Annotated in this window: 13 protein-coding genes; 4 read left to right on the top strand and 9 right to left on the bottom strand. The window is 54.0% G+C overall.

Features of this window, described 5'->3' with window-relative positions; genetic code table 11:
- Positions 1–11: 11 nt before the first annotated feature.
- The 7 genes from cdsA to rpsB all read right to left on the bottom strand — a co-directional run bounded on the left by cdsA (position 12) and on the right by rpsB (position 6,473).
- Complete coding sequence (gene cdsA, locus P2R09_RS17105) at positions 12–869, bottom strand: phosphatidate cytidylyltransferase (RefSeq protein WP_275771494.1); 858 nt, start codon at positions 867–869, stop codon at positions 12–14.
- An 18-nt stretch (positions 870–887) separates the two neighbouring features.
- On the bottom strand, positions 888–1,640 hold the full coding sequence (gene ispU, locus P2R09_RS17110) for a (2E,6E)-farnesyl-diphosphate-specific ditrans,polycis-undecaprenyl-diphosphate synthase (protein WP_003852651.1): 753 nt from the start codon (positions 1,638–1,640) through the stop codon (positions 888–890).
- A gap of 181 nt (positions 1,641–1,821) precedes the next feature.
- Complete coding sequence (gene ispC, locus P2R09_RS17115; protein WP_275771497.1) at positions 1,822–3,018, bottom strand: 1-deoxy-D-xylulose-5-phosphate reductoisomerase; 1,197 nt, start codon at positions 3,016–3,018, stop codon at positions 1,822–1,824.
- 111 nt (positions 3,019–3,129) lie between these two features.
- Positions 3,130–3,687 carry a ribosome recycling factor gene (frr, locus tag P2R09_RS17120; RefSeq protein ID WP_003852653.1) on the bottom strand — a complete coding sequence of 186 codons (558 nt, stop codon included), beginning with the start codon at positions 3,685–3,687 and terminating at the stop codon, positions 3,130–3,132.
- A 143-nt stretch (positions 3,688–3,830) separates the two neighbouring features.
- Positions 3,831–4,556, bottom strand: coding sequence for a UMP kinase (gene pyrH / locus P2R09_RS17125; protein WP_003852654.1), 726 nt, complete (start codon positions 4,554–4,556; stop codon positions 3,831–3,833).
- A 157-nt stretch (positions 4,557–4,713) separates the two neighbouring features.
- Positions 4,714–5,565 (bottom strand): translation elongation factor Ts, encoded by an 852-nt coding sequence (tsf, locus tag P2R09_RS17130; RefSeq protein ID WP_008925637.1) that lies wholly within the window; start codon positions 5,563–5,565, stop codon positions 4,714–4,716.
- A 182-nt stretch (positions 5,566–5,747) separates the two neighbouring features.
- Positions 5,748–6,473 carry a 30S ribosomal protein S2 gene (rpsB, locus tag P2R09_RS17135; protein WP_008925636.1) on the bottom strand — a complete coding sequence of 242 codons (726 nt, stop codon included), beginning with the start codon at positions 6,471–6,473 and terminating at the stop codon, positions 5,748–5,750.
- 317 nt (positions 6,474–6,790) lie between these two features.
- Between rpsB and map the strand changes: the two genes are divergently transcribed.
- From map to P2R09_RS17155, 4 genes are all read left to right on the top strand, one after another.
- Positions 6,791–7,585, top strand: a complete 795-nt coding sequence (map, locus tag P2R09_RS17140) for a type I methionyl aminopeptidase (protein ID WP_008925635.1) — start codon at positions 6,791–6,793, stop codon at positions 7,583–7,585.
- A 66-nt stretch (positions 7,586–7,651) separates the two neighbouring features.
- Entirely contained in the window at positions 7,652–10,306 is a 2,655-nt protein-coding gene (gene glnD / locus P2R09_RS17145) for a bifunctional uridylyltransferase/uridylyl-removing protein GlnD (RefSeq protein ID WP_275771500.1), read from the top strand.
- A gap of 83 nt (positions 10,307–10,389) precedes the next feature.
- Positions 10,390–11,214: a 2,3,4,5-tetrahydropyridine-2,6-dicarboxylate N-succinyltransferase gene (gene dapD, locus P2R09_RS17150; RefSeq protein ID WP_008925633.1), complete on the top strand. Its 825-nt coding sequence runs from the start codon at positions 10,390–10,392 to the stop codon at positions 11,212–11,214.
- A gap of 224 nt (positions 11,215–11,438) precedes the next feature.
- Positions 11,439–11,831 carry a DUF3461 family protein gene (locus P2R09_RS17155; RefSeq protein ID WP_008925632.1) on the top strand — a complete coding sequence of 131 codons (393 nt, stop codon included), beginning with the start codon at positions 11,439–11,441 and terminating at the stop codon, positions 11,829–11,831.
- Positions 11,832–11,891: 60 nt separating this feature from the next.
- Here P2R09_RS17155 and P2R09_RS17160 read toward each other — a convergent pair whose 3' ends face one another.
- Both P2R09_RS17160 and degP read right to left on the bottom strand, forming a co-directional pair.
- Complete coding sequence (locus P2R09_RS17160) at positions 11,892–13,049, bottom strand: CdaR family transcriptional regulator (protein ID WP_078804726.1); 1,158 nt, start codon at positions 13,047–13,049, stop codon at positions 11,892–11,894.
- Positions 13,050–13,233: 184 nt separating this feature from the next.
- Positions 13,234–14,679 carry a serine endoprotease DegP gene (gene degP, locus P2R09_RS17165; RefSeq protein ID WP_275771503.1) on the bottom strand — a complete coding sequence of 482 codons (1,446 nt, stop codon included), beginning with the start codon at positions 14,677–14,679 and terminating at the stop codon, positions 13,234–13,236.
- Positions 14,680–14,726 lie beyond the last annotated feature (47 nt).

Raw genomic sequence — 14,726 nt, forward strand, 5'->3', positions numbered from 1 at the left:
TTTGCCTGTCCTTAAAGGGTGCGGAACACCAGCAGCAATAAACAGGCAAACACCGGCACCGCCGCAGTCAGACTATCAATACGATCAAGCATGCCGCCATGACCAGGAATCAGATTACCACTGTCTTTAATGCCCGCTTCACGTTTAAACATACTCTCGGTGAGGTCACCCAGAACAGAGGCCAGCGTCGCGATAACCGCGCAAATCACCAGCGTACCGGTGGAGACCGTCAGCGGCGCCAGCGTGGCAAACAGCAGCGCAATCAGCGCCGATGAAACCAGGCCGCCCAGGAAGCCTTCCCAGGTTTTGCCTGGTGAGACTTTCGGCGCCAGCTTGTGCTTGCCGAACATCTTGCCAAACATGTAGGCACCGGAATCCGCTCCCCACACCAGCAGCAGCACAAACAGCAGCCACCAGGCTCCGGCGAAGTGGTCGGTTTCATAGTGATACTGGCGCAGCGCCACCATGCCCCAGAAAAAGGGCACCAGCGTTAATACGCCAAACAGTAAGCGAAGTGGACGCGAATGACGCCAGAAGGCCGCAGAAGCGGGATAGGTAAGCACCAGCAGCAGTGCCACGACCCACCACACCAGCGACGCCCAAAGCGATGTCGCAATCTGTGGCAGATGCACTGTGTGTTGATAAGGTGGCAGCGTAAACTGCATCAGCGCCAGCAACAGACCACAAAGTACAGCCAGCCAGACACGCTGTTGCCGTGATGCCATGCCTGCAAACTGACCCCATTCCCAGGCTGCCAGCATGCAGATAACAATCGTTGTCAGGGCGAAACCAACAGGCGGTAACCAGAATAGTGCAGCTATTACCAGCGGAATTAATATCAACGCGGTAATAAGACGAGACTTCAGCAAAGGTTACCCCCAGATTGCTCAGGCGCCGCCTGGTGCAGCGCCGCCAAAACGACGCTCCCGCAGAGAGAATGCATTCAGTGCACCTTCAAAAACGTGTTCATCGAAATCCGGCCAGAGCACATCGGTAAAATAGAATTCAGCATAGGCAATCTGCCACAGCAGGAAGTTGCTAATCCGATGCTCTCCCCCGGTCCTTATCACTAAATCCACTGGCGCCAGCTCCTGCATGCAGAGCTGCGACGTCAGGCTCTCTTCGGTAATCTGGTCAGGTCGCAGTAATCCTTCCTGAACCTGTTCAGCCAGTTTTTTCACGCCTTCGATAATATCCCAACGACCGCCATAGTTGGCAGCAATGTTGAGCGTCAGACGGGTATTATTTGCAGTCAGGGTCTCAGAACGACGAATACGTTCCTGAATGCGCGGGCTGAAACGGCTGGTATCGCCAATGACACGTAAGCGAACGTTGTGTTTATGCAGGCTCTTTACTTCACTGTCGAGTGCCCAGACAAACAGTTCCATTAACGCGGTGACTTCCTGCGCAGGACGGCTCCAGTTTTCACTACTGAAGGCATAAAGCGTCAGGGCTTCAAGATTGTTATTGACAGCAAAGCTGACGGCACGACGCACCGATTTAACACCGGCTTTGTGGCCTGAAATACGCAATTTTCCCTGATTTTTGGCCCAGCGACCATTGCCATCCATGATGATAGCGACGTGGCGCGGACCGTTTCCCTGCTGGTCATCAGTGTTGTTGTGATTGTTAGACGACATAACGCTTAACCAATTCCTTTCATCAGAAATGCTGTGTTTTCTGAATACATTGCGCCCGATTCAAATCCCGGCACACGCTTAGTGCCGGGCCACACCGAATTCGGTGACAGACCGTGAAACGCGAGCCAGCGACTATACCATTTTCACCTGAAGCGAACAAATGGCCTCATAACGATCGGTTTCACGACGTGAAGCGCGGCAACATTTCTGTTGCCAGCGCGCGCGCAGTGCGATCGATGTCAAGGACAGCGTCCACCGAATCCGGCTCCGGACACACTTGTGCCGCCATCACTGCACTATTAAGCGCGGCAATGTCGGTGAAGCGGATCTGGTGATTCAGGAAAGCCGCGACGGCAACCTCATTGGCAGCATTTAGCGTGGTGGTCGCCGCCTGCCCTGCCTCACAGGCATCAATGGCCAGTTTCAGACAGGGATAGCGACTAAAGTCAGGTTCTGCAAAAGAGAGCGCCGACATGCGGGTAAAATCCAGCGGCGTCACACCTGCATTGATGCGCGATGGCCAGGCCATGCTGTGGGCAATAGGCGTACGCATATCGGGAGAACCTAACTGAGCCAGCACGCTGCCATCGCAGTATCGCACCATGGAGTGAATCACCGACTGTGGGTGAAGTATCACTTCCATCTGCGCTGCGCTGGCATTAAACAACCAACGGGCTTCAATGTACTCAAGACCTTTATTCATCATGGTGGCCGAATCAACAGAGATTTTTCTCCCCATCGACCAGTTCGGATGTGCACAGGCCTGATCCGGCGACATGGCGCTAAGATCAGCTAAATCTGTGTCACGAAAAGGACCACCCGATCCCGTAAGGATAATCGACTCAATGCCATTATCCCGCAGGTCAGCGTAACCTAACTGATGCTGGATGGTAGCCGGTAAACTCTGAAAAATGGCGTTATGCTCACTGTCGACCGGTAGTAACTGCGCGTTATGATGACGCACCGCCTCCATAAACAAACGGCCGCAGGTGACAAGCGATTCTTTGTTGGCCAGCAGCACCGTTTTTCCGGCGCGAATGGCTGCCAGCGTCGGCAGCAAACCGGATGCGCCGACAATCGCCGCCATCACCTGATCCACGTCATCCAGCGCAGCCAGCTCACAGGCAGCCTGAACGCCGGAGAGCACTTCAGTATCGACCCTGATTGCTCTCAGTCGCTCACGCAGCGCAGCGGCGGATGCCTCATCTGCCATGCAGGCGTAGCGCGGCGTAAAAGCCGCACACTGTTCGGCCATCAGCGCCACATTGTGGCCAGCGACCAGCGCAGTAATCTGATAAAGCGCCGGGTTGGCGCGAACCACTGCCAGCGTACTGGTGCCGATCGAGCCGGTGGATCCCAGCAGAGTTAATCGCTTCATGAGGCTATCCGTGTGAAGTCAGCGTGCCCTCAGGCACAATGTAAAACGCCGCCAGATGTCGCATTCATACGAATACCTCTCTGTACGGCGTTTTGTCCGGCAGTGATGGGATTAGAAATCCATCAGCTCCGACTCTTTTTCAGACAGTGCGGCATCAACTTTCTTGATGTACGCATCGGTCATTTTTTGCACTTCATCCTGCGCACGACGTTCGTCGTCTTCGCTGATCTCTTTGTCTTTCAGCAGCGCTTTGATTTTATCGTTGGCATCGCGACGGACGTTACGTACCGACACACGGCCCTGCTCGGCTTCGCCGCGCACGATTTTAATCAGATCTTTACGACGCTCTTCTGTCAGGGCAGGCAGCGGAACACGGATGTCGGTACCGGCTGAACTTGGGTTCAGACCGAGATCAGACTTCATGATCGCTTTTTCGACTGCCGGACTCAGTGAACGGTCAAACACGTTGATTTTCAGCGTGCGTGAATCTTCCACAGTGACAGAAGCCAGCTGACGCAGTGGCGTCGGCGTGCCGTAATATTCGACGACGATGCCGTCAAGCAGCGAAGGTGAAGCACGACCGGTGCGCACTTTGCTGATGGTAGTTTTGAATGCTTCAACGCATTTTTCCATGCGCGTGTCAGCATCTTTTTTGATGTCGTTAATCACGTTGAAACCCTTGGATTCGGTTTGACCTGGCCAGTTCCGGCATAACCGGAAGCGGGATCGATAATCATCGATAATCCTGACTGGTGCGCGATGCATTCTCATCGCGCTGACAGAATATACCTTATTTTATCTCGCCTCGGGTATTAATGCGTAATCAGAGTCCCTTCTTTTTCACCCATCACTACGCGACGCAGTGCACCAGGTTTATTCATGTTGAAAACACGGATAGGCAATTTGTGGTCACGCGCCAGGGTAAAGGCCGCCAGATCCATCACTTTCAGCTCTTTATCCAGTACTTCAGCATAGCTCAGTTGCTCATACAGCGTCGCGTCCGGGCTTTTCACCGGGTCGGCAGAGTAGACGCCGTCAACTTTGGTCGCTTTCAGCACCACGTCCGCTTCAATCTCAATGCCGCGCAAACACGCCGCAGAGTCGGTGGTAAAGAACGGGTTACCGGTACCGGCGGAGAAAATCACCACGCGGTTGTTACGCAGCAGGCTGATCGCTTCTGCCCAGCTGTAGTTGTCGCAGACGCCATTCAGTGGAATCGCTGACATCAGGCGTGCGTTCACATAGGCGCGGTGCAGTGCATCACGCATCGCCAGGCCGTTCATCACGGTTGCCAGCATACCCATGTGGTCACCCACGACGCGGTTCATCCCTGCCTGCTGCAGGCTTGCGCCACGGAACAGGTTCCCTCCGCCAATCACTACGCCAACCTGGATGCCCAGTTCAACCAGCTCTTTTACCTCTTGTGCCATGCGGTCAAGCACACTCGCGTCGATACCAAAACCTTCAGCGCCTTGCAGAGCTTCGCCGCTGAGTTTAAGCAGGATACGTTGATAAACAGGTTTTGCGTTGGTCGCCATGGTCAGTTCTTCCTGGAAGATTGGGTGTAAAGGAGAAGTAAATTCTGATCGATCATCCGCTTACCGCAAAGAAAATGCTATTGGGATGAAACTGAAAACGTGTCTGTTGCGATTCACAGACAAAAAAGAACCGCCGGATGGCGGTTCTTTCAAAGCATTAAGACTGTTTGGACATTGCTGCAACTTCTGCAGCGAAGTCAGACTCAACTTTCTCGATGCCTTCACCCACTTCGAAGCGGATGAAGTTGATCACGTCAGCGCCCTGCTCTTTCAGAGCCTGGCCAACGGTTTTGCTTGGGTCGATTACGAAAGCCTGACCTGTCAGAGAGACTTCGCCGGTGAATTTCTTCATACGGCCTTCAACCATCTTCTCTGCGATCTCTTTTGGCTTGCCAGACTGCATCGCGATGTCCAGCTGAACCTGGTACTCTTTATCAACCACGTCAGCAGAAACGTCTTCTGGCTTAACGAATTCAGGTTTGCTTGCTGCAACGTGCATTGCGATCTGTTTGATCAGATCTTCATTAGCGCCTTTCGCTGAAACCAGAACGCCAATACGTGCGCCGTGCAGGTAGCTGCCCAGCTCTGCGCCTTCCAGGATTGCAACGCGACGGATGTTGATGTTCTCACCGATTTTAGCAACCAGTGCAACGCGCTCTTCTTCGAACTGCGCTTTCAGAACTTCAACGTCGGTAACGCGATTAGCGGCAGCCGCTTCCAGAACTTTGTCTGCGAACGCCTGGAAACCGCCATCTTTTGCAACGAAGTCAGTCTGGCAGTTCACTTCCAGAATCACGCCGTAGTCGCCAACGATCTTGGTTTTGATTACGCCATCAGCAGCAACGTTGCCTGCTTTTTTCGCTGCTTTGATTGCGCCAGACTTACGCATGTTCTCAATCGCCAGCTCAATGTCGCCGTTCGCTTCAGTCAGCGCTTTTTTGCAATCCATCATGCCAGCGCCAGTACGCTCGCGCAGTTCTTTTACCAATGCAGCGGTAATGTCAGCCATTCCAGAATCCTCGGTTCGTGCCTGAGTACGTTTGCACCAGCAGACACTTATTTGCGGAAAATTTACTCTGTCCCGCCGTCCGGTTGGGAGCGTGACAGACTTAGATAAAATAAAGGGGCCAGTATAGGCCCCTTACAGATCACATCTGAATGCTAAGGGCTCTTATGCAGAGCAAACCTTAATTAAGCGTTTTCTAAAGACGCTTCTTCAGCTTGCTCAGCCAGGTCCTGAGAGCGGCCTTCGCGAACGGTAGTCGCAACGGCAGTCAGGTACAGGTTTACAGCACGGATCGCATCGTCGTTACCTGGGATAACGAAATCAACGCCATCTGGATCTGAGTTGGTATCAACGATAGCAAATACCGGGATACCCAGGTTGTTTGCTTCTTTGATTGCGATGTGTTCGTGATCAGCATCAACAACAAACAGTGCGTCTGGCAGACCGCCCATGTCTTTGATACCGCCCAGGCTGTTTTCCAGCTTGGCCAGCTCACGCGCACGCATCAGCGCTTCTTTTTTGGTCAGTTTGTCGAAAGTGCCATCCTGAGACTGAATCTCCAGATCTTTCAGACGCTTGATTGACTGACGCACGGTTTTCCAGTTAGTCAGCATGCCACCCAACCAGCGGTGGTTTACGAAGAACTGGTCGCAGCTCAGTGCAGACTCTTTTACTGCCTGGGCAGCAGCGCGCTTAGTACCTACGATCAGGATCTTACCTTTACGGGAAGAGATCTTGTTCAGTTCAGCCAGAGCTTCGTTGAACATAGGTACAGTTTTTTCCAGGTTGATGATGTGAACCTTGTTACGTGCACCAAAGATGAATGGCTTCATTTTTGGGTTCCAGTAACGGGTCTGGTGACCGAAGTGAACACCAGCCTGGAGCATGTCGCGCATGGAAACAGTTGCCATGATAAAACCTCTAAAGTTTGATTGGGGTTGGGCCTCCATGTATCCCATACGACCGACCTCTTTCAAGGCACCCCGGCGTATGTGTCGATACATGTGTGTTTTATTACACATAATGAGAGTTATGCGTTTCCTGCTGACCGAAACAGCCATACAGAGAATCGTCGGCGCGCTTTATACCACAAACCGCCATGGGACGCCAATAAATGATCACTGATGAGCGCCAGCGCGTTCTCTATTTGGCAGCCCATTTGCTGGCTGCTAACATGACAGCACAGACCTTATTATTGTCGAAAATTTCGACAACTGCGGATTAATTAATGGCAATTTCAATCAAAACCCCTGAAGAAATCGAAAAAATGCGCGTCGCGGGCCGACTGGCCGCCGAAGTGCTGGAGATGATCGAGCCTCATGTTCAACCGGGTGTCACCACCGGCGAACTGGACCGCATCTGCCACGAGCACATCACGCAGAAGCAGCAGGCCGTCTCTGCCTGCCTTGGCTATCACGGTTTTCCGAAATCAGTCTGCATCTCGGTGAATGAAGTGGTTTGCCACGGGATTCCCAGTGATGATCGCCCTCTGAAAGATGGCGATATCGTCAATATCGATGTCACCGTCATTAAAGATGAGTACCACGGTGATACCTCAAAGATGTTTATTGTTGGTAAACCCACTATTCAGGGTGAGCGCCTGTGCCGCGTCACGCAGGAGAGCCTCTATCTTTCCCTGCGTCTGATTAAGCCCGGCATCCGCCTGCGCGAGTTGGGTCGTGCCATTCAGAAGTATGTTGAAGCAAACGACTTCTCAGTCGTGCGCGAATATTGCGGTCACGGCATCGGCAAGGGATTCCACGAAGAGCCTCAGGTATTGCATTACGATGCTGATGATAGCGGCGTCGTGTTACAGGCAGGTATGACCTTTACAGTAGAACCGATGGTCAATGCCGGGGATTACCGCATCCGCACCATGAAAGATGGCTGGACGGTAAAAACCAAAGATCGCAGCTTGTCCGCGCAGTATGAGCATACTATTGTGGTGACGGAAAACGGCTGTGAGATTTTAACCCTGCGCAAAGACGACACGCTGCCCGCTGTGCTCGTCGCCGAAGGGTAATTCCCCCAAAACAGATCAAGCCGGCGCTGAGCCGGCTTTTTTTTGGCTAAAAAAGAGAAGAGCTGTATGAGCGTGAGTCTGTCGGAAGATGTGAAAAACGGTCTGGTTGATTCGCCAGCCGAATGGGGTGACGACCAGCTGACCCGCGACATTCTGAAGCCGAGGCTGGAGCTGTTTCAGCAACATCTGGCTGCCGCGTTTGATGCCGGTGAACCCGTTGAGCCGCTGATCGATGCCCGCACGCTGTTTATTGATCGGCTTCTGCGTCGCCTGTGGCGCTTCTTTGGCTTTGATGAAATGCCGTCTATCGCGCTGGTTGCCGTAGGCGGCTATGGCCGTGCCGAACTGCATCCGCTCTCTGATATCGATGTTCTGATCCTCAGCCGCCAGCCGCTGGATGAACAGGCTGCGCAACGCACCAGCGATCTCTTAACGCTGATGTGGGATCTTAAACTGGAAGTGGGCCACAGCGTCCGCACGCTGGAAGAGTGTCTGCTGGAGGGATTGTCTGATCTGACCGTCGCCACTAACCTGATCGAATCACGGATGCTGACTGGCGATGTGGCGCTGTTTCTGGAACTGCAGAAAAATATCTTCAGCGACGGTTTCTGGCCCTCATCCCGCTTTTTCGCCGCCAAAATTGATGAGCAGCAGGAGCGCCACAAGCGTTACCATGGCACCAGCTATAACCTCGAGCCGGATATCAAAAGCAGTCCCGGTGGCCTGCGAGACATACATACGCTGCAGTGGGTTGCCCGACGCCATTTTGGTGCCACTACACTGGATGAGATGGTCGGCTTTGGTTTCCTTACCGACGCTGAGCGCAGCGAACTCAACGAATGCCAGGAATTTCTCTGGCGCATCCGCTTTGCCCTGCATCTTTCCCTCCCCCGCTACGATAACCGCCTGCTATTCGATCGCCAGCTCAGTGTGGCGCAGCGCCTGAATTACCAGGGCGAAGGCAATGAGCCGGTCGAACGCATGATGAAGGATTTCTATCGGGTCACACGGCGAATCGGTGAACTGAATCAGATGCTGCTGCAGCTGTTTGATGAGGCGATTCTGGCGCTCTCCACCAGTGAAAAACCCAGGCCTATCGACGACGATTTCCAGCTGCGGGGTGATTTGATCGACCTGCGCGACGAAACGCTGTTCACCCGCGAGCCGCAGGCGATTCTGCGTATGTTTTACGTGATGGTGCGTAACGACAGTATCAAAGGGATCTACTCCACCACCCTGCGTCACCTGCGCCATGCACGTCGACATCTTAAACAGCCGCTGTGTCAGATTCCGGAAGCGCGACGCACGTTTATGTCAATTCTGCGCCATCCCGGCGCGGTGAGCCGGGCGCTGGTGCCGATGCATCGTCATAGCGTGCTGTGGGCTTATACACCGTTGTGGGGGCATATCGTCGGACAGATGCAGTTCGATCTGTTCCATGCCTATACCGTGGATGAGCATACTATTCGTGTCCTGCAGAAGCTGGAAAGCTTCGCCAATGAAGCCACCCGTCCGCAGCATCCACTGTGTGTCGAGTTATGGCCACGCCTGCCGCAGCAGGAGCTGTTACTGATGGCTGCGCTGCTGCATGACATTGCCAAAGGGCGCGGCGGCGATCACTCTATTCTTGGCGCGCAGGATGCGCTTGAGTTCGCTGAAATGCATGGCCTGAACTCGCGTGAAACTCAACTGGTGGCCTGGCTGGTTCGTCATCACCTGCTGATGTCTGTCACGGCGCAGCGTCGCGATATTCAGGATCCGACGGTGATCCAGCAGTTTGCTGAGGTGATGCAGAATGAGAACCGGCTGCGCTATCTGGTTTGTCTGACCGTGGCCGATATCTGCGCCACCAATGAAAGTCTGTGGAACAGCTGGAAGCAGAGCCTGTTACGCGAGCTGTTTTTCGCCACCGAGAAGCAGTTACGACGCGGTATGGAAAACAGTCCGGATTTGCGGGAACGGGTGCGTCATCATCGCCTGCAGGCACTGGCACTGCTGCGGATGGATAACATTGATGAAGAGCGTCTGCACCAGATCTGGAATCGTTGCCGCGCGGACTACTTCCTGCGCCATACGCCGAATCAGATTGCGTGGCATGCCCGTCACCTGCTGGTTCACGATCTGAAAAAACCGCTGGTGCTTGTCAGCCCGCAGGCCACCCGTGGCGGGACCGAAATTTTTATCTGGAGTCCCGATCGGCCTCATCTGTTTGCTGCCGTGGCCGGTGAACTCGACCGTCGTAACCTTAGCGTTCACGACGCGCAGATCTTCACCAGCCGGGACGGCATGGCAATGGATACCTTTATTGTGCTGGAACCGGATGGCAGCCCGCTCTCCCCCGATCGCCATCCAATGATCATTCAGGCGCTGGAGCAGGCAATCACTCAGTCAGATTGGGTGCCGCCGCGTACCCGTCGTCCGTCGGCCAAACTGCGGCATTTCAGCGTGGATACCGAAGTGAATTTCCTGCCAACGCATACTGACCGTCGCAGCTACCTGGAACTGGTGGCGCTGGATCAGCCAGGCCTGCTGGCGCGGGTCGGCGAAGTCTTTGCCGATCTGGGTGTCTCACTGCACGGTGCACGCATCAGCACCATCGGCGAGCGGGTCGAAGATTTATTTATTCTGGCCAACAGCGAACGTCAGGCGCTGGATGAAGAAATGCGCAAAGCGTTGCAACAACGGTTGACAGAGGCCCTTAATCCAAACGATAAAGTGTGACCAGATTCAATTTGTAGACATTACTCTATTTACTTGTGTCGGGCTGTTGCCCGGCACCGCACATGACAGATCAGGAAAAAAATATGCAACAGTTACAGAGCGTTATTGAATCCGCCTTCGAACGTCGCGCTGACATTACACCTGCCAGCGTTGACAGCGAAACCCGCGATGCCATCAACCAGGTTATCTCCCTGCTGGACAGCGGTGAGCTGCGCGTTGCTGAGAAGATCGACGGCGAGTGGGTAACGCATCAGTGGCTGAAGAAAGCAGTGCTGCTCTCTTTCCGCATCAATGACAATCAGGTAATGGAAGGTTCAGAAACCCGCTTTTACGATAAGGTCCCGATGAAATTTGCTGGCTGGGATGAAGCGCGTTTCAAAGAAGCGGGTTTCCGCGTCGTGCCGCCTGCAGCTGTTCGTCAGGGTGCTTATATCGCCCGCAACACGGTCCTGATGCCTTCTTACGTCAACATCGGTGCCTTCGTGGATGAAGGCACTATGGTAGACACCTGGGCGACTGTCGGCTCCTGTGCGCAGATTGGTAAAAACGTTCACCTTTCTGGCGGCGTGGGTATCGGTGGCGTGCTGGAACCGTTGCAGGCAAACCCGACCATTATCGAAGACAACTGCTTCATCGGTGCACGCTCTGAAATCGTTGAAGGCGTGATTGTTGAAGCAGGCTCAGTGATCTCAATGGGCGTTTACATCGGTCAGAGCACCAAAATCTATGACCGCGAAACCGGTGAAGTCCACTACGGCCGTGTTCCTGCCGGTTCCGTCGTGGTCTCAGGTAACCTGCCGTCTAAAGATGGCAGCTACAGCCTCTACTGTGCCGTGATCGTGAAGAAAGTGGATGCCAAGACGCTGGGTAAAACCGGCATCAACGAACTGCTACGCACCATCGACTGAATAAAATGACGGGCTGGAAAGCAGCCCGTCATCTTTTCTTTACAGCTATTCCTGAACAACATGCTTCGCGTCGCGAATTAACTGGTGCGTTTAGTTTTCATCCAGGTCATAATCCGCGCCAGTTAAATCCTGTCGCGCAATGTTCATCCCGCTTATTTATGTCTACAGTTGACGGACGTCATGAACAAGTCTGCGCGCTTCTCACTTTTGATGGAAACAACGCTATGTATGACAATCTGAAAAGCTTAGGTATCAGTAACCCGGACGACATTGACCGCTACAGCCTGCGTCAGGAAGCCAACAACGACATTCTGAAGATTTACTTCCGCAAAGATAAAGGCGAGTTTTTCGCAAAGAGCGTCAAATTCAAATATCCGCGTCAGCGCAAAACTGTTGTTGCCGATCACGCAACCCAGGGCTACAAAGAAGTTCAGGAAATCAGCCCGAATCTGCGTTATGTCATCGATGAACTGGACCAGATTTGCCAGCGTGACCAGGTTGAAGTGGATCTGAAACGCAAAATTCTGGATGACCTGCGTCACCTGGAAAGCGTGGTTTCCCACAAGATCACTGAAATTGAATCGGATCTGGAAAAATTAACCCGTAACAGCCGTTAATTTTTTGTCCGACGAGAGAGGCCAGCTTTGCTGGCCTTTTTTATGCCCTGAATTCGGCTCCTACCCCTGCTCATCCAGCTGTAAAGCCACATAGAGCAACAGCCTGTCATCGAAATGGCCAAGATTCAGTCCGGTGAGTTCAGAAATCCGGTTTAGCCGATATTCCAGCGTATTGCGATGAATGAAAAGCGCACGCGCGGTGGCGCTTGGCTGAACATTATGGGTGAACCACGCGATTAACGTGCGTCGCAGCAAGCCGTTGTTATCCATGCTCTTGAGCTTCGCCAGTGGCCGGGCCAGTTCGTTAGCCTGCCAGCCGCCACGCAGGCTGTCGAGCAGCACCGGCAACACCAGATCCTGATAAAAATAGCTGCGTAACTCAGGCATACGTTGCTTGCCCACCATCATCGTGGTGCGTGCGGTCCGGTAAGAGCGTGCAATGCTGCCAGGCCCGGTAAAGAAGTTGCCCAGTGCAATACGCATCCGTAAATGTCCGCTTTCTTTCATCCTCTGCAGTAACTGTTCCACGCGGCGGCGGTGATCCTCCTGGTCGTAGCGTCCATGTCCATTCAGTGCGGGCTTCAGCACCACCATTTCGGTCAGCGACACAATAGCGATCAGATTATCGCGCTCTGGCGTGGTCAGCAGCGTTTGCAGCTGCTGTAACTCTGACATCGCGCTGTCGACGCCGAGCTGACCGCTGTCCACTTCCAGCACGGCGACCACACGCGGCTGATTGAGATCGATGCCCAACCGCTGGGCCCATTCAGTCAGTTGCGGCGACAGGGTGTCGCTGCGGATCAGGTTCAGCACCAGCTCTTCACGCAGACGGCTGTCCTGCGCCAGCATATGCAGCAATCGCGCCTGTTCCAGCATCATCTCTGCGGTCATGCAGACCAGTTCGCCATAATGCCGCAGCGCCAGTGGCTCGCCCGTCAGCCCAATCACCCCGACAATGTCACCGTCGATGCGCAGCGGCAGATTAATGCCGGGCCGCACACCATGAAGATGTTTGGCCACCGCCTCATCAATATCGACAACACGCCCCTGAGAAAGCACCAGCAACGCACCTTCGTGCAACTCCCCAATACGCTCCCGGTCACCGCTGCCGATGATCCGGCCGCGCGCATCCATCACGTTGACATTACTGTCAATAATTTTCATGGTGCGTGCCACGATATCCTGCGCCAGCCGGGCATCAAGGTGATAGGTAGCCATCCATTACTCCTGGAAAAGAGGGTGAGAAACAGAATACGCATGGGTTGCGCGCAGAGCATTGTGCAACTGCACAGAGCCGGGCAATCATTTACCGAATTTGCGGAGAGCATCACACTCTGGCGGCGCGGAAAGCGGACATAAAAAAGGCGGACCGCAGTCCGCCTCATGAACAGTTGTTATACCGTTACTGCATCAGCAGATAGATATTGCTGTCACCACGTTTCACATTCAGCGCCAGAACGGCTGGTTTGGTGTCGAGGACTTTTCGCAGCTCACCGAGGTTGGTTACCGGCTGCTGGTTAACTCCCTGGATCACGTCACCCTTTTTCAGGCCGATACGCGCTGCGGCGCTGCCGGGTTTCACATTATCCACGCGAACACCTTTATCACCGGTTTCAACATTGCTGAGGTCAGCCCCTTCAATGCCGTTGTAAATGGTGGCGGACTGCACTTTCGCCTGGCTGCTCTGCTGCAATGTAACCGAGACATCAACGGGTTTGCCGTCGCGCAGCAGCCCCAGTTTCAGGGTGGTGCCAACCGGCAGCGAACCCACTTCCGCACGCAGAGAAGCAAAGCTGCTCAGCGGTTTGCCGTTCATTGAAACAATCACGTCACCCGCTTTAATACCCGCTTTAGCCGCCGCAGAGTCTGGCAGCACCTGGCTGACAAAGGCACCACGCTGTGCATCAACCTTCATCGCTTTTGCCAGCTCGGAGTTCAGTTCAGTCCCCTGCACGCCCAGCTCGCCACGTTTCACCTGACCAAACTCAACCATCTGAGCCGTCAGGTTTTTAACCATGTTGCTTGGGATAGCAAAGCCGATACCGATGTTGCCGCCATCCGGCGCCAGAATAGCGGTGTTAATCCCTATCAGTTCACCATTAAGGTTAACCAGCGCACCACCAGAGTTACCCCGGTTAATTGCCGCATCCGTCTGGATAAAGTTTTCGTAGTTTTCCACGTTCAGGCCGCTCCGTCCCAGCGCCGAGACGATCCCGGAGGTGACGGTCTCACCCAGACCATACGGGTTGCCGATCGCCACGGTGTAGTCACCGACGCGCAGGCTGTCGGAGTCAGCGATTTTCACAGCGGTCAGATTTTTAGCGTCCTTCAGCTGAATCAGTGCAATGTCAGAGCTGGGATCTTTACCGATGACTTTGGCGTCATAGCGACGACCATCGCTGAGCTGCACCTGAATTTTGGTGGCGTTGTTCACCACGTGGTTGTTCGTCACCACATAGCCTTTTTCAGCGTTGATGATGACGCCCGATCCCAGAGCCCGGAATTTTTCCTGCTGGGTATCAGGGCCAGGTGCGCCGCCGTTACCGCCCGCGCCGTCACCGCTCTGACACATGGGTGAACCCTGGAACGGGGAACCGTCCTGGCAGAAGGGCGAATTGTCGCCAAAGAATTGCTGAAACTGCTGCGGCATACGCGGGGTTTTCACCGTGGTGGTACCCTCAACGCTGATACTGACCACAGACGGCATTACCTTTTCCAGCATGGGGGCCAGACTAGGGAGTTGCTGGCTATCGGAAGAAGCCGTTTGCGCAGCAAAAACAGTAACTGGGGCGAGCGCCATGCTCAGGCTCAACGCCAGCGCACTTAACACTAAAGTCTTTTTTTTCATTTTTCATTTCTCGATAAGATTACTGTTCAGACCATTGCTGTGGTCGA

The sequence above is a fragment of the Pantoea sp. Cr_R13 genome, from assembly GCF_029222565.1.
Lineage (GTDB): Bacteria > Pseudomonadota > Gammaproteobacteria > Enterobacterales > Enterobacteriaceae > Pantoea > Pantoea eucalypti.